The sequence below is a fragment of the Parabacteroides provencensis genome, from assembly GCF_900232875.1.
In the GTDB taxonomy this organism is placed as follows: Bacteria; Bacteroidota; Bacteroidia; order Bacteroidales; family Tannerellaceae; genus Parabacteroides; species Parabacteroides chinchillae.
This window is the reverse complement of the sequence record NZ_LT960491.1, coordinates 186,846-212,054: the sequence shown is the minus strand read 5'-3', so window position 1 is coordinate 212,054 and position 25,209 is coordinate 186,846. Positions and strand designations below refer to the sequence as shown.

Sequence of the window (25,209 nt, the reverse complement as noted above, 5' to 3'; positions counted from 1 at the left end):
AAGAATATATTGTCTGTTTATTGTTGTTTTGCAGAGGTATACTTTAGCTGTAATCCAAGAAAGATTGCTCCCGGAATAAATAAAATAACAGCAGAAGACAGTAAGGCTATTTGCAGCGAATAGATATCATTTATCCAACCGATGAACGGAGCAATTGCGGCAAACATCAGACGGATAATGAAATTGCGGATAGAGAGTACGGTGGCTCGCATTTCGGAAAATGTCATCTGATTGATATATCCTTTGAGGATAGGTGTGGCAAACCCTCTGAAAATATAAAATATAAACAAGATAGCGAGCCCTGCATATGTAAGATTGAAGGCTAGAGCTACGTAACCTCCGATGATAACGCTGAGAATCAGTATTCCCATTTTTTTTAACCCGAAATAACGATCTACGCGGTCTGAATATAAGGCGGCAAAACCTACGGTAAGGTTTAAGACAGTCCAGATAACACCGTAGTAGGATGTAGGCGTTTCCAAATGCATCAATAGGGGTTGTACGAGCCAAGCCATCGTGAGAGTGGCAGCCCCGATAATGCCGGAGAACATAATATTATAGCAAAGCGGCCTGTTAGTTATCAGGGAGTATTTTATAATCCGTATGATCTCGGAAACCGGGTTTTGTATCTTGTTTTTTATGTTGAACTCCTTTAATGCCAAAGCGGCCGGAATGCCCGAAAAGGCAATAACAGCCTGTATATAAAATGGAAATCTCAAAGAATAGGCGGCCAGTAAACCTCCGAATATACCTGCAATTGCTTCCGCAAAGTTGCCGATCATGGTGATACGCCCTTCGTAGCGTAGATATAATTCTTCTTTTTTATAATGTAAGGTGGTGTCATATAGCAAAGCGGAGTCTGCCCCGTTTACTAATGTCTGCCCCACACCCAGTAATATTTCGGCAATAAGGAAAGCATGGAATGTGGAAGTGAAAGAATAACATAAATAACCTCCGAAAAATAGAAAGCATCCATATATTAGGCACTTACGTCTTCCCCAGACATCCGCCAGATAACCCGACGGTATTTCTAAAGCTACAGCCGCAACAGAATAAACACTTTTGAGAACAAAGACATCCTGTAAGCCAAGCCCATGTTTTTCATAAAACAACACAATTATAGGCATTACCAGGCTGAACCATTTGGATAGCTTGATCAGATAAAGAGCAAGGATGTTTCTTCTCATGTCGTTATTAAGCGTGAAAACCGGCATTTCAGCTGCAAAAGTAGCAATTTAAATCGTATTTATTTCCAGCTTAGGAGGCAGGATGTAAAAAAAGTTGTTACTTTGCGACCGGCTTATGCTATTAATTTTTGAATAAACAGTAGTAAATTATAACGAAAAAATAGTCTGATACCATGATTTGGAACGAAACAATTGAATGCATGGACCGCGAAGAGATGCGGAAATTACAAAGTATCCGGTTGAAACGGGTTGTTGAACACGTATATCATAATAGTCCTTTTTACCGCAAAAAGATGCAGGAGATGGGAATAACACCTAATGATATTCAATCAATTGATGATATAGCCAAGCTCCCTTTTACAGTTAAACAAGATCTTCGGGATAACTATCCATTCGGCTTAATGGCAGTTCCGATGTCTGAGATTGTTCGTCTGCATGCCTCTTCCGGCACTACAGGAAAGCCTATTGTGGTAGGTTACACCCGTAAAGATTTGTCAGTTTGGGCTGAAGTTGTAGCAAGATGTCTGATCGCTTATGGCTTGACAAAGAATGATGCAGTGCAGGTTTCCTATGGCTATGGTTTGTTTACCGGAGGGTTGGGGGCTCATGCCGGAGTAGAGAATATAGGTGGAACCGTTATTCCGATGAGCAGCGGTAATACGCAAAAACAAATCCAGTTGATGCACGACTTTGGCGCAAAAGGTTTGGCTTGTACACCCTCTTATGCCCTTTATCTGGCAGAAACAATCCGCGAATCAGGTATTCCTTTGGAAGAATTTAAATTGAGAGTAGGTGTGTTTGGTGCAGAACCGTGGACCGAAAATATGCGTAAAGAACTGGAAGAAAAGTTGAATATAAAAGCCTATGATATTTACGGACTAACTGAAATATGTGGTCCGGGAGTAGGGGGCGAGTGTGAATGTCAGAACGGTACGCATTTATGGGAAGACCATTTCTTTCCTGAAATAGTTGATCCGCAGACCTTGCAGCCTGTAGCACCGGGTGAAGTAGGCGAATTGGTATTTACCACCCTGACCAAAGAAGGTATGCCGATGATACGTTATCGTACGCGAGACCTTACATCGCTGATCTATGAAAAATGTGCTTGCGGCCGTACAGCTGTTCGAATGAACCGTATTTTAGGACGAAGTGACGATATGTTGATTATTCGTGGCGTAAATGTTTTCCCATCTCAAGTAGAATCCGTAATTTTGGAACTTCCGGAGTTCGAACCGCATTATTTGATTGTAGTAGACCGTGTGAACAATACGGATACTTTCCAGATACAGGTGGAGGTGCGCCAGGAATATTATTCGGATGAGATCAATAAAATGATTGCCCTGAAGAAAAAGATTGCCAACCGCATGCAAAGCGTGATCGGTTTGCAGCCTGATATTAAGATTGTGGAACCGCGTAGCATTGAGCGAAGCATGGGCAAAGCCAAGCACGTGATAGACAATCGTAAGTTAGTTTAACCCCTTTAAAGATTAAAGTACTATGTTAATTAAACAATTATCTATCTTTCTGGAGAATAAGAAAGGCCGTTTTACTGAAGTAGCTAAGATATTGGGCGAAGCAGGTATAAATATGTCTGCATTTACGGTTGCTGAAAATTCCGATTTTGGAATCCTCCGCTTAATAGTGTCAGATACGGATAAAGCAATTAAAGTATTGCGTGATAAGTTGTATGCAGTGAGTGTTGCTGAAGTAGTTTGCTTACATTGCCCTAATCAGCCGGGAGCGTTGGCTAAAGCTATGGACATAATTACATCGGCAGGAATTTTTATTGAATATATGTATGCTTTTTCACAAGGAGATGCGGCAAATGTTATTATTCGTCCGGATAATGTAGAAAAGTGTGCAGAGGTTCTGAAAGCTAATAAACTGGAGCTGATTGCAGCCAGTGATTTGTATAAGTTATAAATATTAACGTTTTGCGTTTCGTTTATTTGCTAGGAAGCACTAACTTTGCGCGCTAAAAGTATGTGAATGAAAAAGGTTGTATTTCTATTGATGATGATTACAGTCTTATTATCTTCTTGCGGAGAATATAATAAGATTTTGAAAAGTACGGACTATGAACTCAAATATTCATACGCAAAGAAGTATTTCAATGCGAAGCAATATTCAAAGTCTGCTACTTTGTTGGAGGAACTGGTTACAATCTTTAAGGGAACTGCTTATGCCGAGGAATCTTTGTATTTGTTGGCACAAAGCTATTATGGCCAAAAAGATTATCAAACGGCTGCACAATACTTCCAGACTTATTACACGACTTATCCGAAAGGTGAGTATACCGAATTAGCCCGGTATTATTCTGGATATGGTTTATATCTGGATTCTCCTGATCCCCGGTTGGACCAGAGTCAGACGTATAAGGCTATTGAACAGTTGCAGCTTTATTTAGAGTATTATCCTCAGAGCGAACGTGCCGAAGAAGCACAAAAGATTATGTTCGAACTGCAGGAAAAGTTAGCTTATAAGGAATTGTTGGCTGCCAGATTGTACTATAATTTGGGTACTTATTTGGGCAACAATTATTTATCGTGCGTAATTACTTCGCAGAATGCTTTGAAAGATTATCCTTACTCAAAGTATCGTGAAGAGTTTATGTATCTTATTATTCGTTCAAAGTATGAACTGGCTTTAGTCAGTGTAGAAGAAAAGTTGCAGGGTCGTTATCGTGAAGTTGTTGACGAATACTACAATTATATGAACGAATATCCGGAAGGAAAGTATGTAAAACAGGTACAGAAATTCTATGATTACGCCAGCAAACGCATTTCAGATGCATATTAATGAAATTAATCAATAAAACGAATATGGATTACAGAAAATCAAATGCTCCTGCGAATACAGTAACCCGCGACATGATGAAATTGTCCGAAGATACGGGTAATGTATACGAAACGGTAATGATTATCTCTAAGCGAGCTAATCAGATTAGTGTTGAAATGAAACAGGATCTGGAAAAGAAACTTCAGGAATTTGCGTCTTACAACGATAATTTGGAAGAAGTTTTTGAAAACAGAGAACAGATTGAAATTTCGCGTTATTATGAAAAGCTTCCTAAATCGACTTTGATCGCAGCCCAGGAGTATGAAGAAGGTAAGGTTTATTATAAGAACCCTGCTAAAGAAAAAAATAACTTCTAATAAGAATTTGATGTTACAGACAACGGAAAGGCTGACCCGGTAAGAGTCGGCCTTTCCATTTAAAAGACTAAATATCATGTTGCAGAGAATACAAACTGTTTATTTGCTTATTATTGTGGCATTAACTATAGCCACATTGTTTTTGCCTCTTGCCGTTCTTCAGGTAGGAGATATGTTATTATCCTTTGATGCTATGGGTGTTAATACAATGGCTGTTCCGTCTGAACTGATTTATCCGACGTGGGGGCTTTTTGCGTTGACTGCAATTATTGCTTTAATAGCACTGATTACTATATTTTTGTTTAGAAAAAGAATGCTGCAAATACGTTTGTGTATATTTAACGCTCTTTTGATGGTCGGTTTTTATGCCTTGTTTGCCTTTTTTGTATGGAATGTAAAAAATCAAGTGGGAGAGGAAGATATGGTATTTGCTGTTAAGATAGCATTGGCATTTCCTTTAATTAATCTGATTTTGGACTATTTGGCTATCCGTAATATCGGAGCAGACGAAACGTTGGTTCGCTCATTGGATAGACTGAGATAAGAAAAAAGATATAGATATACTAAGTCCCGCCTTACACTCAACTCGTTTAAAGTGTTAAGACGGGACTTTTTATTTACAAAAGACATGTCTTTTTGACCATTTGAATTATTAGGGAAAGTTCTGACTTTTATTTGATAACCGGTAGCAAATAGGTTAGTTTTACCGATATAATTTGTCCGGAAGATTTAGAAAAGAAATCGGCTTTACGACTATTATAAATATCACCTAAGGCATAATAGTAACGTCCTTCAAGTAAGAAATAACCGATTCCTGTGCGCAATTCAAGTCCTGGCCCTCCACATAAACCCCAGTCGAATTTTTTGTCGATAGGCATAGTGTGTTGTTCGTTTGTAATATTAGGTTCTGCACCATTCAGGTTTTCTTTTGTACTTTCGCTTAATGCATAACCTATTTTAGGGCCAAGGTTGACAAATACCTTGAAACGTTTGCTTCCGAAATAAACATGAGTCAGGAAGGGTATTTCGATGTAGTTGATAGTGCGGCTGTACTCGTATTGAGGTTCGTCCTTGAAACTCTCTTTCCAGCCCTGCTGTGTGAAATTGACTTCGCCTTGTAATCCTACGTATGCTTCTGTATTCCATCGTACAGTTAAACCGCCGGTATATCCCATTAACATGCCGGTTTTTACTTTAGGGTAGAAGGAAACAGATGAAAAGGTTGTCCCGAAATTAGCACCTATGGCCAGTTCCTGTTTGAATTTATCTTGTGCGTGGATCGTATTGTAACTAACCCAAAACAAAGCGGCTAATGTGAATATTTTCTTGATCATCTTAATTCAGTCCGTGTTACCGTGTAATCATTATTATAATGGACAATGAAGAGGTTTGTATTGATGAATCCTCCCCAGTTATTAACGCGGTGGAAATCAAATCCTGTTTGTATGCTGGCGTACTTAATCTTATCCAGATTGTTTTCAAAATTGGCACCGTATTTATGAATAGCGCTTATAAAATACATACCGGTGTCAAAGCCTAAAATACCGTATTTGGGGAAAGTATTAATAAGGTTTTTGCTGTACCATGTTTTATATGAGGTATAAAAGTTCTGTACGTTGGTTGCCAGATTGTCAGCGTAGAAATTACTATAGATATACGTATTGAGGGCATAAAAATCTTCCAGGCATTCACGTGTATAGGTTTGCCATTCGGGGTAACCGAACAGGGTTATACCATATTCCGGTGTTGATTCGGCTAACATCCGTAACGGTGACTTTATTTTGTTGAGTGCGTCTAAAGATCCGGAAGTCGGAATGACTACGTTACGTTTATCTTTACTCATCAATTGTTCTATGTCTGTTTGGAATGTTTCAGCATGATATGGCAATTCCTTGTATTTTATTTGGCGGCCTTTCATTTCCGCTTTAAAAGCTTTGATGAAATCAGTTTTTTCTTCTTTGTCTTTTATATCCAATAATATAATGTTGTAATCCGCAAAAAGGTCGCATCCGGCTTGCGATGCTTTTGAATACAAATAAGAATGAGGAGTATTTACCTGGAATACGGATGCATTTGACAAGACGTCATCGTTTTTGGATGTAAAAGGAATGATATATTTAATATTGTGCTTTTGAGCGAAGTTTGCTACGGGAGTAATTTGTTCGTTCTGTACGGCGCCAATGATCAAATTAGCATCTCTGAGAGCATCTTCCTTGAGTATTTCATTTAATTTTTTAGTTCCGTTGCCAGTGTCATACACAGACAATTCGATATTGCATCCCATATTGCGCATACTGTCTACAGCTAGCAGTAAGCCTTCATAGTATTCAATAAAACGGGAAGTTGCGGCAGAAGCTACGGATTCATTAGTCATAAATGGGAGCAGTAATGCTATCTTTATCATATCTACCTGTTTAATGTCTTTCGGAGTAGATAATAAGGCATTTACATCATGCTCTTTTGGGGCAACAGCCATCTCTGTTACTGTTTCTTCGGATTGTACAGGTATTTTGATAACCATGCCAGCCTTTATTCCGTTTTTTAATTTGGGATTATATTTGATTAGTTCATTACTGGAAATATTGAATTTCCTGCATATGCGGTACATTGTTTCTTTTTTCTCGATAGTGTACTCAATTTCTTTGGTTACAGTTTTCTTTTCTGTAGTAGGCAAGGCTTCTATTTTTGTTGCCGGGATACGGATAATTTTACCAATGTTAAAGGTTGACGTAGACAATCCTGGGTTTGCCTGTATGATGTTTTCTGCCGGTACAGCATATTTTACAGATAGGGAATATAGTGTTTCTTTTGGTTGTATTGTATGATACGTATAGTTGCCGGCAAGATTTTTATCGGAAGAAGAGGCTGTGTCTTTTTGGGGTATTCTTAATACGGCACCGGCTTTGATACCTTCTTTACTTTCCGGATTCAGGCGGTAAATATTATCTACACTTACGCCATACATCGTGGCAATGGCATATACTGTTTGTCCTCGTTCAATAGTGTGATAAAATATGTCGTCGCTTTGTTCGTAAATGGTCGAAGCTTTTTTGTGATTACTCTGTGAATAAAGAGATACACTGATGAAGCTGAAAAAAAGTGTTACTACGTATACGCTGATCTTATTCATTTGCTGTTTAGAATATTTGCTACAAAGATAATGTATGTCCGTATAAAATACTAACGAAATATATTGTAATATTGTAAAATTGGTTTTCCTACCTTCTGCTAATTGCGAACTGCATCTGTGTTATTCAGGTCGCTAATCTTTTTAAGAACAGATGCCTACTCAATTAAGAGCAGATGCCTACCTAAATTAAAGTAAAATAAAAGGGGGGCATTTCTTCACTAACATACACATCGTTTATTAACTTATAGGATAAATGTTTCTAAAAATCCCTATCTTTGTAGCCCCTGATATGAGCCTTGTTTAAGTGTCAATATCAGAGATTAAGAAGAAGTCTATATGTTAAAAGGAATTTTAAGGAAGTCTGGTGTAATTATTTATTTACTATTTGCTGTTCTGGCTGCGCACGCCCAATATCGCGTGACTGGCGGAAAAGGAACACCTATGCTTGCGGAAGATGATACAAAGAACCGTTTGCAGGTATATATGGTTTATGGAGTAAATAATACAGAGATAAGTTACACGTCATCATCAACTTCCCATCAATGGTACCGGTATAAGACCCGGATGCAGGACGCAGAAAAAATTCCGTGTATTCAGAACGGTACTACTTCCATAATTCAGAATGTAGAAGACGGCTATGGTTATTTTGTGGGTGAATCCGCCATTATACAGCAACGTTATGTGTGGATTATCGATTATAGTAAGCATGCTTTTAACATATCCGGCTTATATGTGTCGGATAAAGGGAACCCTTGCTCTGCAGTGCGTTTGACAGGAACGGCAGAGATGGATAAATTGTCGTATCGTACTCCTTCGGGAACGGAGAGTGAAGTAAAGCGCGAATTTGAAATTGTTTATAATACGATGGAGTATTCGAAAGATTTGAAAGTGTTTTCTCGTATAGAGAAGAAGGTGGCAACTTCAGATCCTTTCTCTGTTTCTTTGCCGGCTCCATTGTGTGATACGGATTTTTTATTGAAAGGCGACCAGTTCGCCAAATACTTTAATGTTGAAAAGTCTATAAGTACGGGGGAATATCAGGCTGTTGCTATTGAAATGTATGCAGACTCCTCTTTTGTTGCAGACGAATCGTTAAATATGTCGACTACAGGGGACGGATTTTCGGCACCGGTCACTATCCGTTTTACTGCCCGTGCGAATGATCCGGTAGCGGCTATTTATGTGTGGACTATTTATAAAACTCCTCAGGATGGAAATTCGGAAGATGAAGAGATCGAACCTATTATCCGTTATCCGGGAGAAGAAATAGAATATACATTCCAGCAGGCAGGAGAGTTTACAGCCCGTCTGGAAGTAAGTGACCGAACGGGTGTTTGTTCGGATATGGAAGAGATTCAATTATCAATTTCAGAATCTTTCCTTGATATACCTAATGCATTTTCGCCGGGGACAACTCCCGGAATAAACGACGAATTTAAGGTCGTTTATAAATCATTAGTCCGTTTTAGCGGAACCATCTTCAACCGCTGGGGGTCTCAAATGTTTCATTGGACTGATCCTTCGCAAGGATGGGATGGTAAAAAAGGGGGAAAATATGTTCCGCCCGGCGTTTATTTCTATGTGATAGAAGCAACCGGTTCGGATGGTAAGAAATATAAAAAGAGCGGAGATATTAATCTTCTTCGCCCCAAAACAATAGATGATCAGATTCATGACTAAGAATAGTGTTATTAGCTTTTGTGCTGGAAGCTTAATTTGCTTGACAGCGTGTTTGTCTTTAGGTTCAAATGATTCGGAAAAGGAAATGGAGCAACGTCCTGTTGTTTCGTCGATGACTGTTTCTCCGGAAATTCCTAATACAGTGCCTTTCTGTGGTAAAATGATCGATATTACCCGGTATAATATGCGGGAAGGGTTTGACAGGGAATTAAGTAGTTTCACTTATTTTCATGCCAATACAATGTTACTTATAAAGCGGGCAAACCGTTATTTCCCGATTATCGAACCCATTTTGAAAGCAAATAATATCCCTGACGACTTTAAATATCTGGCCGTGATAGAAAGCTTTCTGGATCCTCGCGTAACTTCTCCGGCAAGAGCCGTTGGAATGTGGCAGTTATTGGAAGGGACGGCTAAACAATATGGTTGTTCGGTTACTCCTACGGTTGACGAACGTTGTAATGTGGAGAAATCAACTCAGGCTGCTTGTCGCTATTTGAAAGCGGCATATAATAAATATGGAGATTGGGCTGTTGTGGCTTCATCATATAATGCCGGTATGAGACGTATTTCGGGAGAATTGCAAAAACAGGATGCCGATAACACTTTTGATCTTTGGCTAGTGGAAGAAACTACCCGTTATGTGTATCGTATTATGGCTATAAAGCAGATATTTGAGAATCCGTACAAATATGGATTTGTGCTTCGTGCCCGAGACTTGTATAAACCTTTTGAGTGTACGGAAGTTGTTGTATCTTCGGATATTCCCGATTTGTCTGTTTTTGCTAAAGAGCACGGTATTACTTATGCCGACTTAAAACGCTTTAATCCCTGGTTGCGCGACCGTAAACTTATAACAGGAGGCGCAACATATAAAATACAGATACCACAGGAAAAGGATTTGTACTATAAAACACCTAATACCGTAGTCCATAATCCGGATTGGGTGGTGAAATGAAAGAAGAGAAAAGAATGAGTAATCAAGATAAATTAGAGGGTGGGCGTATTTCCGTATGGGGAGCCCGTGTTCATAATCTTAAAAATATAGATGTAGAGATACCACGTAACAAATTGTCCGTTATTACGGGTATGAGTGGTAGTGGAAAATCTTCTTTGGCATTCGATACCATTTTTGCAGAAGGACAAAGACGCTATGTGGAAACCTTTTCTGCATACGCCCGTAATTTTCTGGGAAATATGGAACGCCCAGATGTTGACAAAATAACAGGCCTGAGTCCGGTTATCTCGATAGAACAGAAGACAACAAACAAAAACCCCCGTTCTACGGTAGGTACAACAACTGAGATATACGACTTTTTCCGTTTGCTCTATGCCCGTGCCGGTGAAGCTTATTCATATCTGAGCGGTGAGAAAATGGTGAAGTACACCGAAGAACAGGTTCTGCAATTAATCCTTGAAAGGTATCAAGGCAAAAAGACCTATTTGCTGGCTCCCTTAGTGCGTAATCGTAAAGGACATTATAAGGAACTGTTTGAGCAAATCCGTAAGAAAGGATACATTAATGTCCGGGTTGACGGTGAATTGAAGGAAATATTTCATGGCATGAAGCTGGATCGCTATAAGATGCATAGCATTGAGGTCGTTATAGACAAGCTGGTAGTATCCGCTTCCGATGAGCGTCGTTTGAAAGAAAGTCTGAAAATTGCCATGAAGCAGGGAGATGGCTTAATACTTGTACTTGATGCCGATACGAATGAAGTACGTCATTATAGCCGCCGCCTGATGGACCCGGCTACCGGACTTTCATATAGCGAACCTGCACCACATAACTTTTCATTTAACTCGCCACAGGGAGCTTGTCCGAAGTGTAAAGGATTAGGGCAGGTCAACCTTCTGGACATGGAGAAGATCGTTCCTGATCCTTCTTTAAGTATATACAACGGAGGTATTGTAGCTTTGGGAAAGTATAAAAACTCCCTTATCTTTTGGCAGATAGAAGCTATTTGCGATAAGTATGGCGTAACTATCAAGACTCCCGTTAAGGATATTCCCGAAGAAGCGATAGATGAAATTATGAACGGGACGGACGAACGTCTCCAGATAAAAAACGATTCTTTGGGTAATTCCAACTATTTCCTGTCATACGAGGGAGTTGCCAAATATATAATGATGCAACAGGAGAACGAAGCCTCCGCCTCTGCTCAGAAATGGGCCGGACAGTTTATCAAAATGTCTGTTTGCCCCGAATGTAATGGGCAGAGACTTAATCAGGAAGCTTTGCATTATCTTATCGCAGGAAAGAATATAGCCGAGATATCAGCTTTCGATATATCCGAACTGAATGAATGGGTAAAAGATCTGGAAGACAGGCTTGATCCTAAACAACGGCAAATAGCGGTGGAGATATTGAAGGAAATCCGTTCGCGCCTGAAATTCCTGTTGGATGTAGGCTTGGATTATCTTTCGTTAAACCGTGCTTCGGCTACCTTATCCGGAGGAGAGAGCCAGCGTATTCGTTTGGCAACCCAGATAGGAAGCCAATTGGTAAATGTACTCTACATACTGGATGAACCCAGTATCGGTTTGCATCAGCGGGATAATGTCCGTCTGATAAATTCCCTGAAGCAATTACGTGATACAGGCAACTCCGTTATTGTTGTAGAGCATGATAAGGATATGATGCTCAATGCCGATTATGTGGTAGATATGGGACCTAAAGCAGGCCGTTTGGGAGGAGAAGTGGTATTTGAAGGAACACCAGCCGAGATGCTCAAATCGGATACGCTTACTTCGGCTTATCTGAATGGCAAGACCGAAATTGCTATTCCCGCCGAACGCCGTAAAGGAAACGGACAATTTATAACAATCAAAGGAGCGAAGGGGAATAACCTCAAGAATGTGGATGTCACTTTCCCTTTAGGCACATTTATATGTGTGACAGGTGTTTCCGGCAGTGGAAAGTCTACTCTGATAAACAGGACTCTGCAACCCATACTGAGTCAATATTTCTATCGTTCATTGGAAGATCCGTTGGCTTACGATTCGGTAGAGGGCATAGACAATATTGATAAAATAGTGAACGTAGACCAATCGCCCATAGGCCGTTCGCCCCGGAGCAATCCGGCAACATATACGGGCGTCTTCTCAGATATACGCAGCCTGTTTGTAGACCTGCCGGAATCGAAAGTGAGGGGCTATAAACCCGGACGTTTTTCGTTTAATGTCTCCGGCGGACGCTGCGAGACCTGCAAAGGCAATGGATATAAGACGATAGAAATGAATTTCCTGCCCGACGTGCTGGTTCCTTGCGAAGACTGTCATGGCAAACGCTATAACCGTGAGACGCTGGAGGTTCGTTTCCGGGGTAAGTCCATAGCCGATATATTGGATATGACGATCAACATGGCGGTGGAGTTCTTCGAAAACATCCCCTCTATTTTATCAAAAGTGAAGGTCTTGCAAGATGTAGGCCTGGGCTATATTAAGCTCGGACAGCCTTCTACTACCTTATCCGGAGGAGAGAGCCAGCGCGTGAAGCTTGCAACGGAATTGTCCAAACGTGATACGGGCCGCACTCTGTATGTGCTGGATGAACCGACTACCGGACTGCATTTTGAAGACATACGCGTCTTGCTGGGCGTCCTGAATAAGTTGGTAGATAAGGGCAACACCATTATTGTGATAGAACACAACCTGGACGTTATCAAAAGTGCCGACTACGTAATAGACATGGGACCCGAAGGCGGCCGCCGCGGCGGACAAGTTTTGTTTACCGGCACCCCCGAAGCTCTTGCTGCGAGCAAAGCAGGCTTTACTGCTCCATTTTTAAAAGAAGAACTAAAGAAGTAAACAGAATGAAGAATCCCATTCAAATGATAAAGCAATGTGCCGAGAAGGATGAACCTTACTTCGTGTTGCGCGGACAGGATATTTGTGCGCTTCCTGCTATCGAAACCTATTTTGAAGCTGTGAAGAAGCACGTAAAAGATCCCTATTTTATAGAAGAAATTGAAGAGATAATGAAAGACTTTCGCGCTTATCGCGAAGAACAAAGAACACATATACCTGATTAATTTATGGCAAACGACAGTTACAGAACCATCAAACAAGTAGCTGAGGGATATTATACAGAAAAGCGCAGCCGCTTTATTTCGTATGCTATTCCGGTGCGTACGGTCGATGACGTGAAGATGCAACTGGAGCAATACCGTAAGCAATACTATGATGCCCGCCACGTATGTTGGGCTTATATGCTTGGAACGGATCGTCAGACCTTTCGTGCCAATGATGACGGCGAACCCTCGTCTACGGCCGGTAAGCCCATTCTCGGGCAGATCAATTCGAACGAACTGACAGACATCCTTATCATTGTAGTCCGCTATTTTGGAGGAATTGAGCTGGGCACCAGCGGGCTCATTGTAGCTTACCGCACAGCCGCCGCCGAAGCTATTGCTGCCGCCGAAATAGAAGAACGAACGGTAGATGAAGATATTACCGTTGTCTTTGAGTATCCCTACCTGAACAGTATCATGCGTATTGTAAAAGAAGATAATCCGGTGATTATCTCCCAACACTTCGACATGGACTGTGAAATGACACTCCGTATCCGTCTGGGAGAAGCAGAACGTCTCAAGAGCCGCCTGCTTAAGGTGGAAACAGCCCGGCTTCTATGAACCGGACCTCTCCACTGTGGCTATTCTATGTTTTGCACCGTAGGGCACGGAGTCATCTCCCTACCTAGGGGGATAACTTCTCCCTACCTAGCGAGATGATTTCTCCCTACCTAGGGAGATAAGTTCTCCCTTACTAGGGAGATTGCTCTATACCGTACGGTGCGAAGCTCTTCACAGCCTAAAGCGAAAGCGTAGAGAGGGGAGAGTGGGGAGCCCTTTGGCTAACCGTTATCAACAAAACTTATATATCAATTGTTTCAATTAATAAAATAGATTTGCGAATGAAAAAAGTACTATTGTTTTCTTTCTTTTTAGTGTTAGGATTGGTTGTTTCACAAATATTGCCTTCTCTGGCAGGTGATAACTATTCATTGGTAAAGACAGTGTCTAATACCTTTCTCTTTGTTTGTCTGTCATTCATTATGATTAATGTAGGCCGGGAGTTCGAGATTGATAAGACACGCTGGAAATCATATACCGAAGACTATTTCATCGCAATGGCGACAGCTGCTTTTCCCTGGATATTTGTGGCGTTATATTATATGTTTATATTGCTTCCCGAAATGTATTGGGGGCAATGGGACGCCTGGAAAGAGAATTTATTGCTGAGCCGTTTTGCCGCGCCTACTTCTGCCGGCATCTTGTTTACCATGCTGGCTGCGGCAGGACTGAAGGCTTCGTGGGTGTACAAGAAAGTGCAAGTGTTGGCCATCTTTGACGACCTCGATACTATCTTGCTGATGATACCTTTGCAAATAATGATGATAGGCTTACGTTGGCAGTTGGGCGTTATTATTCTGGTCGTTGTGCTTTTGCTTATTCTGGGATGGAAAAAAATGGGTTCGTATAATGTGCGCCAGGATTGGAAGGCTATTTTGACCTATGCCGTCGTTACTTTTGCCATAACGCAGATTATTTATCTGGTCTCTAAAAAGATGTATGGTGAAGACGGCAGTATTCACATAGAAGTGCTTCTTCCTGCATTTGTTGTAGGTATGATTATGAGGCATAAGCATATCGATACAAAGGTAGAACATCGTGTGGCCGATCTTATTTCTTACCTTTTTATGTTTCTTGTGGGTGTCAGCATGCCGGTATTCCTGGGTATTGACTTTGCGGGACAGTCATCCGAAGTGGCCACTATTACGGGGGCGCAACCCATGATGTCATGGCCTATGATTATTTTGCACGTAGTGGTTGTTTCTTTCCTGTCTAATATAGGAAAACTGTTTCCTATCTTCTTTTATCGCGAACGGCGCAAGCGTGAACGCCTGGCGCTTTCGATAGGTATGTTTACCCGTGGAGAAGTGGGAGCCGGGGTTATCTTTATTGCATTAGGCTATAATCTGGGAGGTCCCGCCCTTATAATTTCCGTGTTAACTATTGTGTTTAATTTAATATTAACAGGTATCTTTGTCGTCTGGGTAGAGAAACTTACACGCAGCGCATATAAACTGGAGCAAGCAGAAAAAGCCGAAGCTGTGGGTTGTTAGAAAAACATACGGAGATGCATCCGCCCAATGGTGTATCTCCGCATAATTTATTTTTTATGGACCGTACTATTCATGTTATCCTTAAACCGTTGCGCCGTTTTGCCATACAAAAAACGAACGCTAGTCTGTTGCTGTTTATGGCCACTGTTATAGCCATGATCTTGGCCAATTCCCCTTGGGAGGGTACGTATCACCAATTATTATCTTTTCCGATCAATTTGCAGGCTTGGACATTCAATTTCTTTTCGCACCAGGGAGAACCGATGTCCATGTTGGCTTTTGTGAATGATGCCCTGATGGCCGTCTTTTTCTTTGTGATTGGCCTCGAAATCAAACAGGAGATACTGATAGGGGAACTATGTTCCGTACGGAAAGCGTTGCTTCCTGTAATTGCGGCATGCGGAGGTATGATAGTTCCGGTTCTGTTTTATATACTGGTATGTAGTTCCGGGCCGGAGGCCAGAGGTGCTGCAATCCCGATGGCTACAGACATAGCTTTTGCTTTGGCTGTTTTAGGATTATTGGGTAAACGGGTGCCGCTGAGTATGCGTATTTTTCTTACGGCTTTGGCCGTAGTGGATGATATAGGTGGGATTATTATTATTGCTTTATTTTATAGTGGCGAGATTGCTTCCGTGCCGTTATTGATATCTATTGCTATTTTGGCATTGCTATATGTTGGCGGTAAGCTCGGGATTCATAATAGTCTGTTTTATTATGTGGCCGGCTTTATTGTGTGGTTGTTATTTCTGGAATCGGGGGTTCATCCTACTATAGCCGGGGTATTGGTGGCATTTACGGTTCCTGCACGTCCGGTGGTTAAGCTGGATGATTTTACTTGCGACATGACCGGGTATTTGGATATGCTGGATTATACGGAGGTGAAACAGTCAAAGCAAGCGGCGGTGTTGACTCCGACTCAAATCCAGGTACTTAATAATATCCATTCTTTGGCGGATAAGACAATCAGCCCGTTACAGAGTATTGCCGATAAGCTTCATCCGTTGGTAAATTACCTGATCCTTCCTTTGTTTGCATTTGTTAATGCCGGAGTGACCTTTGGCAATATTCAGCCGCAGACGTTGCTGAATGTTCCGTTGGCAGTGTTGGCCGGTTTGTTTGTTGGTAAGACAGTGGGAATATTCTCCTTTTCATATCTGTTTGTTAAATCCGGCATTGTTTCTATGCCCACAGGAATGAGTAAACGGACACTTCTGGGTGTGTCTATGTTGGGAGGAATCGGTTTTACGGTGGCCTTGTTTATTGCCAACCTTTCTTTTGGTTCGGATACGCCTGTAGGCATTGATCTTTTGAATCAGGCTAAACTTGGTGTGTTTTCCGGATCGTTCATTTCCGGTTTATGCGGTTATTTGTTGCTGAAGAAAATGTTACCTAAAGAGTAATAATACCTTCCTGTTATTTTACTTCAAACATAATCTTTCGTTGATTACCTGAGTTGTCAATGAGGGTGAGAAGATGCTTTCCGGCAGGTACGATGCAAGCAATCTGATGATTCCCGGTTGTTTCCCCCAAATAAGACTTGTCCAGGTGCCAGTATATTGTTGCCTCTTTACGGGCATGGGCGGCTTTGAATACGAATTTCTCTTGTTGACCCGAAAAGCCCTTTGGCAGGAATAGTACGGCATTATGTTCCGGATAAATCAGTTCTATTTGGCGACTTTGTACTTGTTCGCATCCTGGTTTAAACGGAGGAAGCGGGATATAATCTATGTGGTAGTTTTTATAATAATATTCTTGTGAAGGTGGTAATATGAACCATGAGCGTGTAATCATGTTATTTATCGATTCACATGAACTGTTTACTCTGTATTTGCCATTTGCAGAAAGATGTACCAGTTTATGATAAGGACATACGGTTGTATTGTTACCGGAACGTGGTATATATAGTGTGTCAACCTGTTCACATATAGCAGAAGCTTTGTGACCGCTATGCCTGCAAATAGCAACTTGTTCCATTTCGTCGTAAGGCATGTCGAACCAGTCGTTGCCCGGGAGTAGGGAGAACAAGTCAAATAATACAGGGGCTGCATTTCCTACTCCTGTCAATCCCGGACGTCCTTCCCCTGACGCATTTCCTACCCAGACACCTACCGCGTAATGAGGTGTGAAGCCTATAGCCCATGCATCCCGCCCTCCATAGCTTGTTCCGGTTTTCCATGCAATTTTTTTCATCGATTCAAATTGTTGCCAGTCGGCTTCTTCTTCCGGACGGTTTAGGGCGGACATGGCTTCTGCCGTAAACCATAAAGAGGCAGCAGAAAGGGAAGGGATGTCTGTCAGCCTTTTATCAGTAACGTATTGTACGGGATTTCTTTCTATTACGGGAAAAGGACTTAAAGGATGTATGTCGGCAGCATTATATCTTCCGTTATATTTCCGGTAATGTGACAACACTCGCGATATGGAGGCATATATGCCTGTAAGGTCCCATAAAGTACCTTCGGCTCCTCCCAGGATCAGGGAGGCTCCGTAATGTTCTTCGGGAAAACGTAAGGTCGTCATTCCCCATGTTTTCAGTAGTTGCATAAAGCGTCCGGTGTTGTATTGGGATAGCATTCGTACTAACGGCACATTTAGAGAACGTTCTATTGCAACATGTGCAGGAACGGCTCCATAGAAGGTCTTATTAAAATTCTGGGGCATGAATCCGTTTATATTTAAAGGAACGTCCGAAATCAGAGTTGAAGGTAAAATTAATCCGTCGTGTAGCATGCCGGCGTAAAGAAAAGGTTTTAATACGCTACCGGTGCTACGTGGTGAAGTAATGATATCTACCTGATTTCCTTTCTTATCATCGCCTTTGAGAGTAACGTTCCCGGCGTATGCTATTACTTCTCCTGTTTCTACATTGGTAATAATGGCTGCTAAGTTGTTAATATGGTTTGAACTATACTCTAAGGCATAACGGTTTACCATTTCTTGCACTTGCTGTTGTAATGTTTGTTTTACCGACGAGGTGATGCGCTCACCCGGCATATCCGCTGCCAGTCTTTCTAATAAATGAGGTGCATCATTGGGTAACGGTAGAGGAGCATCCGGTAGAGGTTCCATGCAGGACAGTTCATATTCGGTACTGTCAATGATATTTTGGTTTACTAACAAACCAAGAAGCTTGTCTCTTTTATCTTTGAGTTGTTTACGGTTACGTCCGGGATGAATCATTGCCGGTGAGTTTGGCAATACAGCCAATGTTGCATATTCTGCCCATGATAAATTATCGAGACTCCGTCCGAAATATCGCCAGGCTGCGGTTTCTGCTCCGATTACGTTCCCGCCGAAAGGGGCATGAGCAGCATATAGATTTAATATTTCATTTTTGCTGTAGATTGTTTCCAGAAAAACAGCCCAACACATTTCTACTCCTTTTTCATAAAAAGACCGTTGTTTGTTTCCTCTGGCAATACGTGCTAGTTGCATGGTAAGGGTGCTCCCTCCGCTTATAATACGTTTGGCCTGGCTGTTCAGTTTGAGGGCACGTGTTATCGCTACTATGTCTACTCCCGGATGATAATAGAATCTTTTGTCTTCGTAAGTTATCAGGCATTTGGCGAATTTCTCGGGTAGTGAGTCTGTTGCAGGAAACCTCCATTGTCCGTCGGGTGCAATACGTGCTCCTAACAAGTTCCCTTCGGCCGAGTAAAGTAGTGTAGAATAGATATCAGGAAACAGAGTGCGCGGAACAATAATATACATGATCCCCCATAGAATACCCGAAAGTGCAACGAGGCTCACAAGTAGTTTGACAGGTCTGCGTTTTATGTTTTTGTAGAACATCTTTTCATTCTGATTAGGATGCTAATATATGGATTTTTCTATTTTTAGATAGACTGATTAAGAGAAAAGATTATCTTTGTCATAGACAGTATTTACGTAAATATCAATCGTTATGGCAAAGTATCTGTACCTGATTTGTTCTTTATATCTTCTTACATTGTTTTTCGGTTGTAATACGAAGAATAGTGATGACGGAGAATTGACATTCTGTCCCTATGTAGAAGCTTTTACTTCTGGTAAAATATCGAGATATGCTCCCGTGTATTTGATTCTTAATCAAGAAGTCCCGGCTGATAAAATGAATGCGGAACAGTTAAATAAATTGATTCGTATAAAACCGGAAGTAAAGGGTACTTTTTCTTTCGAGAATGGGCAGACTATAGTGTTTAAACCTGCTAAAAACTTTGAACGCAATACGGCATATAAAATCACAGCAGATCTTTCCGAGTGGTTTGATGCCAAAGGGAAAGACAGGTATTTTACTTTTAAATTCTCTACAAATCCGCTCACTCTTCGGGCTAATGTGGAGTCAATGAATGTGAATGCTAAGAATGAGAATGGATATGATGTTGTGTGCACTTTGTATACACCTGATAAAGAAACACCCGAAACTGTTGAGGCTCTGATTCGGTTTTCGGAAAAAGTAGAGACTGTCTGGCAGCATAGTCCGGATGGTAAGAAGCATCAGGTTTCCTTAATGAATGTAGCAGCCGGTACTGATGGTGCGCGTAAACTGGTTGTTTCTGTAGTTCCCAATAAATCTGATGTTCAGGAAGATGATCTTTTGTCTGTTGATATTCCCTCAGTGAACGATTTCTCTGTGTATAGTGTTAATTATGTTTCCGAACCGGAGAAATATGTAGAGATTGCTTTTACCAAGTTATTGGATATAACGCAAGATATGCGGGGACTTGCCTTTATTGCCGGTAATACGTTGGAGACTGTGAATATGGATGGCAATAAACTTCGTTTATATCCGGATGCCCAGCGTGAAGGTGTGCTTAATGTTCATTTAAACAGGGAAATAAAGAGTAAAAGCGGTTTGAAGCTGGGACAGGATGTTGTCCGGCAAGTTGATATAAATACTTCATTGCCCGCCGTTCGTTTTATTGGAAATGGAGTTATTATTCCCCAATCAACGCAACTGACTGTTCCTTTCCAGGCAGTATATCTTCGTGGTGTGGTAGTGCGTGTAATTAAGATATTGGAACAAAATATCGGTCAGTTTCTTCAGGTGAATAATCTGAATGAAACTTCGGATCTTATGCGGGTTGGCCGCTTGGTTGCGCGAAAGACTATTTTTTTAGACGATGACGCTTCTCTGGATATTTCCAAGTGGAATACTTTTGCTATTGACCTAAAACAACTGATACAACCTGAGCCCGGAGCTATTTATCGGGTCGAATTGTCTTTTAATAAAGAATTGTCCGCTTATCCTTGTGACGGAGGAACGAAAATTTCAAAAGAACAAATATTAGCAGAGGATGAGATAAAGTTCAAAGAAGAATGCAGCCGTTTTGATGATGGCGGTTATTATTATTACAATGGAGATTTTAACTGGTCGGATTATAACTATAACGAACGGAATAATCCTTGTTCCAACAGTTATTATTATAATAAGGTAACAGGAAAAAATATACTGGCAACCAATCTTGGCCTTATGGCTATGGCCGGCGAAGACAATGAAATGACTGTCTTGGTGCACAATATAGTAAGTACGCATCCCGAAAAAAAGGTAGACGTAACAGTTTATAACTTTCAACATCAGGTTTTAGCCAAAGGCGTGACGGATGATAAAGGTTGTGTGAAATTGAAACTTGCTTCCGGCAAGCCTTTCTACCTGATAGCCTCTTTAGGCAAACAGCGTTCGTATCTTCGTGTGGATAATGGATCGGCTTTATCGTTGAGTTCGTTTGATGTATCGGGAGAAGTGATACAGAAGGGGATTAAAGGTTTTATTTATGGAGAACGGGGCGTGTGGCGTCCGGGTGATACGTTGCATTTAGGTTTTATGCTGAATGACGGTTTGAAACAATTGCCGGTTAATCATCCTGTTGTTATGGAATTATATAATCCGTTGGGACAACTTTATACCCGAAAAACACAGACACAAGGCGTGTTGGGAACTTATGTGTTTGACATGCCTACCGAACCGGATGCTCCGACAGGTGCCTGGAATGTAAATGTCAATGTGGGAGGTGCTACTTTTACAAAACGGCTACGTATTGAATCCATAAAACCGAACCGTTTAAAAATAAACCTAACGATGCCAGAGAAGACTTTGTTGCGTAGCGAACCTATAGATGCCCATTTACATGTGGAATGGTTGCAGGGAGCAACAGCCCGCAATTTAAAATATGATATACAAGGAACGTTTATCCCGGCACCTACAAGTTTTACGGGATATAAGGATTTCTACTTTGACGATCCCTCTCGGGTATTCAATAGTGAAGAAAGTAAATTGATTTCCGGTACTACGGATGGAAATGGGAATGCGGTTATTCAAGCCCGTTTCGAGGCGGGAACTTCTGCTCCCGGAATGCTTATGGCAAACTTTGTAACACGGGTATATGAAGAATCGGGCGACTTTAGTATTGATGCTAACCGGATGCTTTATTCTCCATATCGGCGATATGCCGGAATCAAGTCTCCGCAACAAGAGAAGGAACAGTTGAATACCGGAACAGAATATACATACGAGGTTGCTTCGGTTGACTATTTAGGTAATCCGCAATCTAATACGGAGCTGGAAGTTTCTATATATAAAGTATACTGGTATTGGTGGTGGAGTTCGGACAATAGCGATTTGGCAAATTATGTTTCTGAGTCATATAACAAACCGGTTAAGAATTTCACGGTTCGTACCGGGACAAACGGTAAAGGGCAGTTCAAACTCTCATTTAATGACGAACAATGGGGAACTTATTTTATTTCGGTTAAAGATAAAGATAGCAAGCATTCTACCGGTGTGATGAGCTATTATGACTGGCCTTACAATGAAGGTCGTCGTAATGCCGACGGTAGCCAGGCTGCAACCATGTTGAGTTTTAAGACTGATAAGGATAATTATACTCCGGGTGAGAAATTGATTGTTACTATACCTTCTTCCAAAGGGAGCCGTGCTATTGTGAATATTGAGAATGGAAGCCGTGTACTTTCTACTATGGAATATGAATGTGGCGACGGACAAACTGTCATTAAGCTGGATGTTACGCCTGAGATGCAACCTAATGCATACGTGTATGTTACATTATTGCAACCGCACGGAATTACGCAAAATGACTTGCCAATCCGGTTATATGGAGTAGTTCCGTTTACAGTTACTTCTCCTGAGAGTCATCTTACTCCGGTAATTCAAACACCGGATGAAATAAAGCCGGAAAGTAATTATACGGTTGTTGTTTCAGAGCAAAGCGGTCGCGAAATGGCTTATACGTTGGCTATTGTGGATGAAGGGCTTTTGGATCTTACCCGTTTCCGTACACCCGAACCATGGAAAGCTTTTAATGCGCGTGAGGCTCTGGGTGTCAATACCTGGGATTTATATAACTATGTGCTGGGAGCTTATGGCGGACGTATTGAACAGTTGTTTAGTATTGGTGGTGACGATGCTTTGAATAAAGGCCCGAAAGCGATTGTAAATCGCTTTAAACCAGTAGTACAGTTTGAAGGACCGTTCCTGTTAAAGAAAGGGCAGAAACAACGTCATTCCTATAAGATGCCAAATTATAACGGACGGGTAAAAGTAATGGTAGTAGCCGGTAATGGCGAAGCATACGGCCATGCTGATAAAACTGTGATGGTGCGTAAACCGGTGATGTTGCTTGGAACTTTGCCACGGGTAATTGGCGTAGGCGAAGAGATGATAGTTCCCGCCACTGTTTTTGCCACCGAAGATGGCGTGGGAAATGTGGATGTTTCTATTTCTTGTTCGGATAATATGCTGGTTGTGGGAGAGGATGCAAAGATGTTGAATTTTGGTAAGAAAGGAGATAAGCAAGCTCAGTTCCGTATTCGTGTGAAAGATACTCCGGGGGTTGGACATATTACGATTACGGCGGTTGGCAAAGGTGATAAATCTGTATATGAAGCCGATATTGAAATCCGTTCCGTACGGCGTTCTCAAACCAAAGTAATTCCTGTTACGCTGGATGCCGGAAAATCATGGAAAGAAGCAGTTAAATTACCGGGAACTGACGGTACAAATACATTGACTCTGGAAATGTCGGATATACAGCCTGTTAATTTGTCTGCGCGTCTCGGTTATCTTCTTGGCTATCCGCATGGTTGTATTGAGCAGATTATATCAAAGGCATTTCCACAATTATACCTGGAGGAATTTGTGTTTCTTTCGAAAGAACAGGAAATTTCTACCGAGAGCGCTGTAAAAGAGGTGCTGCGCCGTTTGCGTTCATATCAAACTGTAGATGGAGCTTTCTCTTATTGGCCGGGCGGAACCAGTACGAATGGATGGGGCACTGTTTATGCTACCCATTTTATACTTTCTGCCGAAGCACAAGGTTATTTGGTGCCTGAATCTGTTAAACGTAATGTTTTGAATAACCTGCGAAGAGTGGCCCGGGATTGGAAACCGGTTCAATCCTATTATCAACGTTCGGAAGAGATGACGCAGTCTTATCGTTTGTATGTGTTGGCTCTGGCTCAACTTCCTGAAGTGGGAGCTATGAACAGACTGAAAGAAAATACTTCATTGTCTGCTGTGAGCCGCTGGATGCTTGCTTCGGCATATGCTTTGATTGGCCGTCCGGATGTTGCCAATACTTTAATATCTAAAACTACAAATTTGAAAATGGACTATTCCGAATATGATTTGACGTTTGGTAGTGATCTGCGTGACGATGCAATTCGTCTTATGACGCTCTGCTTGCTTGATAAAGGTAAAGAAGCTGCCGATATGGCAAATGAAATTTCAAAGTCTTTATCTTCAGATGAATGGTTGAGTACACAAAGCACTGCATTTGCATTAGTTAGTTTGTCCGAATATGTAAAACGTTACCAGGTTGGTGAAACAATGGATTTTTCTTATTCCTGTGCCGGAAAATCGGAAAAGGTAACTAGTCCCAAGAATATATGGTCTGAAGTATTATTGAAAAAAGCCTCTTCTTCTGCTTCTTTGGAAATTAAGAATATGGGTAAGTCTACTTTGTTTGCCCGTGTTATCATGGAAGGAATACCTGAACAGGGTAAGGAAGAAGCATATTCAAATGGTATAACAATGGCCATTAGCTATGTTGGTATGAATGGCCGTCCGGTAAATGTGGACAGTCTGGAACAAGGAACGAATTTTGTTGCTGTTGTGACTATAAAGAACCCTACGGCACGTGGTTTTAATAATTTGGTACTTACCGAAATATTTCCTGCCGGATGGGAAATACTTAATACGCGTTTCTTGAATGAAGGTGCAACAAGTGTACAAACGGTAGGAGTTAGTTATCAGGATATTCGCGACGATCGTGTATATAGTTACATTGATAATCTGCCTTCAGGCCGACAAGTGACAGTGAAAATTAGTCTATGTGCTGTTTATCCGGGACGTTTCTATTTACCGCCTGTATATTGTGAGGCTATGTATAATAATTTGATTCGGGCTAATACAGCCGGTCGACAGGTCAGTGTACAATAAGATTGCATATTTTTTCCAGACAGGCTGAATCTGTTTCGTCGAAACTGTTCAGTTTGTCACTGTCTATATCCAATACGGCTATAACTTGCCCTTCTTTAATGAGGGGCACGACAATTTCCGACTTTGAGGCTGAATTGCAGGCTATATGTCCCGGAAACATATCTACGTCGGGAACAATAATTGTATGTGCTTCTTTCCATGCTGTGCCGCATACACCTTTTCCGTATTGGATTCGTGTACAGGCAACAGGTCCTTGAAAAGGAGATAATACCAGTTGTCCGTTTTTTACAGTGTAAAACCCAACCCAAAAGAAATCGAAAGTCTGTTTTAATGCAGCTGTAATGTTGGCCATGTTGGCGACGAAATCAGTCTCTCCGTCTACCAGTGATTTAATTTGTGGGAATAAAGTTTTGTACTGATCTTCTTTATTACCTTGCCTGATGATTAATTCTTCTGCCATATTTTATAATCCATTATACAAAAGCAAAGGT

Annotated in this window: 18 protein-coding genes; 13 read left to right on the top strand and 5 right to left on the bottom strand. The window is 41.3% G+C overall.

From position 1 onward, the window contains the following. Nucleotides 1-17: 17 nt before the first annotated feature. Entirely contained in the window at nt 18-1,187 is a 1,170-nt protein-coding gene (locus CTY47_RS14200; RefSeq protein WP_099465523.1) for an MFS transporter, read from the bottom strand. A gap of 173 nt (nt 1,188-1,360) precedes the next feature. Between CTY47_RS14200 and CTY47_RS14195 the strand changes: the two genes are divergently transcribed. From CTY47_RS14195 to CTY47_RS14175, 5 genes are all read left to right on the top strand, one after another. Beyond that, complete coding sequence (locus tag CTY47_RS14195) at nt 1,361-2,662, top strand: phenylacetate--CoA ligase family protein (RefSeq protein WP_099465436.1); 1,302 nt, start codon at nt 1,361-1,363, stop codon at nt 2,660-2,662. Nucleotides 2,663-2,684: 22 nt separating this feature from the next. Continuing rightward, nucleotides 2,685-3,110, top strand: a complete 426-nt coding sequence (locus CTY47_RS14190) for an amino acid-binding protein (RefSeq protein ID WP_099465435.1) — start codon at nt 2,685-2,687, stop codon at nt 3,108-3,110. A 66-nt stretch (nt 3,111-3,176) separates the two neighbouring features. Beyond that, a complete protein-coding gene (locus CTY47_RS14185; RefSeq protein ID WP_099465434.1) occupies nt 3,177-3,986 on the top strand; it encodes an outer membrane protein assembly factor BamD in 810 nt (269 codons plus the stop codon). Nucleotides 3,987-4,009: 23 nt separating this feature from the next. Next, nucleotides 4,010-4,342, top strand: coding sequence for a DNA-directed RNA polymerase subunit omega (locus tag CTY47_RS14180; RefSeq protein WP_099465522.1), 333 nt, complete (start codon nt 4,010-4,012; stop codon nt 4,340-4,342). Between the two features lie 76 nt (nt 4,343-4,418). Then, nucleotides 4,419-4,886: a DUF4293 domain-containing protein gene (locus CTY47_RS14175; protein WP_099465433.1), complete on the top strand. Its 468-nt coding sequence runs from the start codon at nt 4,419-4,421 to the stop codon at nt 4,884-4,886. Between the two features lie 127 nt (nt 4,887-5,013). On the opposite strand, the gene CTY47_RS14170 is transcribed toward CTY47_RS14175, so the two are convergent. Both CTY47_RS14170 and CTY47_RS14165 read right to left on the bottom strand, forming a co-directional pair. Next, entirely contained in the window at nt 5,014-5,676 is a 663-nt protein-coding gene (locus CTY47_RS14170; protein ID WP_099465432.1) for a porin family protein, read from the bottom strand. After that, nucleotides 5,673-7,472 carry a PBP1 and LysM peptidoglycan-binding domain-containing protein gene (locus CTY47_RS14165; protein WP_099465431.1) on the bottom strand — a complete coding sequence of 600 codons (1,800 nt, stop codon included), beginning with the start codon at nt 7,470-7,472 and terminating at the stop codon, nt 5,673-5,675. Before CTY47_RS14165 ends, CTY47_RS14170 begins: the two co-directional genes overlap by 4 nt. Before the next feature lie 336 nt (nt 7,473-7,808). On the opposite strand from CTY47_RS14165, the gene CTY47_RS14160 reads away from it, so the two are divergent. From CTY47_RS14160 to nhaA, 7 genes are all read left to right on the top strand, one after another. Further along, the gene (locus tag CTY47_RS14160; RefSeq protein WP_099465430.1) at nt 7,809-9,152 is read left to right on the top strand and encodes a T9SS type B sorting domain-containing protein; all 1,344 of its coding nucleotides are present in this window, start codon (nt 7,809-7,811) and stop codon (nt 9,150-9,152) included. Then, nucleotides 9,145-10,110, top strand: coding sequence for a lytic transglycosylase domain-containing protein (locus tag CTY47_RS14155; RefSeq protein WP_394340719.1), 966 nt, complete (start codon nt 9,145-9,147; stop codon nt 10,108-10,110). Before CTY47_RS14160 ends, CTY47_RS14155 begins: the two co-directional genes overlap by 8 nt. Before the next feature lie 14 nt (nt 10,111-10,124). Then, nucleotides 10,125-12,962, top strand: coding sequence for an excinuclease ABC subunit UvrA (uvrA, locus tag CTY47_RS14150; RefSeq protein ID WP_099465521.1), 2,838 nt, complete (start codon nt 10,125-10,127; stop codon nt 12,960-12,962). Between the two features lie 5 nt (nt 12,963-12,967). Further along, nucleotides 12,968-13,186, top strand: a complete 219-nt coding sequence (locus tag CTY47_RS14145; protein ID WP_099465428.1) for a hypothetical protein — start codon at nt 12,968-12,970, stop codon at nt 13,184-13,186. Between the two features lie 3 nt (nt 13,187-13,189). Further along, nucleotides 13,190-13,786 (top strand): IMPACT family protein, encoded by a 597-nt coding sequence (locus CTY47_RS14140; RefSeq protein ID WP_099465427.1) that lies wholly within the window; start codon nt 13,190-13,192, stop codon nt 13,784-13,786. 281 nt (nt 13,787-14,067) lie between these two features. After that, nucleotides 14,068-15,279: a cation:proton antiporter family protein gene (locus CTY47_RS14135; protein ID WP_099465426.1), complete on the top strand. Its 1,212-nt coding sequence runs from the start codon at nt 14,068-14,070 to the stop codon at nt 15,277-15,279. A gap of 56 nt (nt 15,280-15,335) precedes the next feature. Next, on the top strand, nt 15,336-16,682 hold the full coding sequence (gene nhaA / locus CTY47_RS14130) for a Na+/H+ antiporter NhaA (RefSeq protein WP_099465520.1): 1,347 nt from the start codon (nt 15,336-15,338) through the stop codon (nt 16,680-16,682). Between the two features lie 13 nt (nt 16,683-16,695). On the opposite strand, the gene pbpC is transcribed toward nhaA, so the two are convergent. After that, nucleotides 16,696-18,993, bottom strand: a complete 2,298-nt coding sequence (pbpC, locus tag CTY47_RS14125) for a penicillin-binding protein 1C (RefSeq protein WP_199163438.1) — start codon at nt 18,991-18,993, stop codon at nt 16,696-16,698. A 193-nt stretch (nt 18,994-19,186) separates the two neighbouring features. Between pbpC and CTY47_RS14120 the strand changes: the two genes are divergently transcribed. Continuing rightward, entirely contained in the window at nt 19,187-24,718 is a 5,532-nt protein-coding gene (locus tag CTY47_RS14120; protein ID WP_099465424.1) for an alpha-2-macroglobulin family protein, read from the top strand. Here the strand turns inward: CTY47_RS14120 and CTY47_RS14115 are convergent. Further along, entirely contained in the window at nt 24,705-25,178 is a 474-nt protein-coding gene (locus CTY47_RS14115) for a GAF domain-containing protein (protein WP_099465423.1), read from the bottom strand. The two genes, CTY47_RS14120 and CTY47_RS14115, sit on opposite strands and share 14 nt — an antisense overlap. Nucleotides 25,179-25,209: the final 31 nt, after the last annotated feature.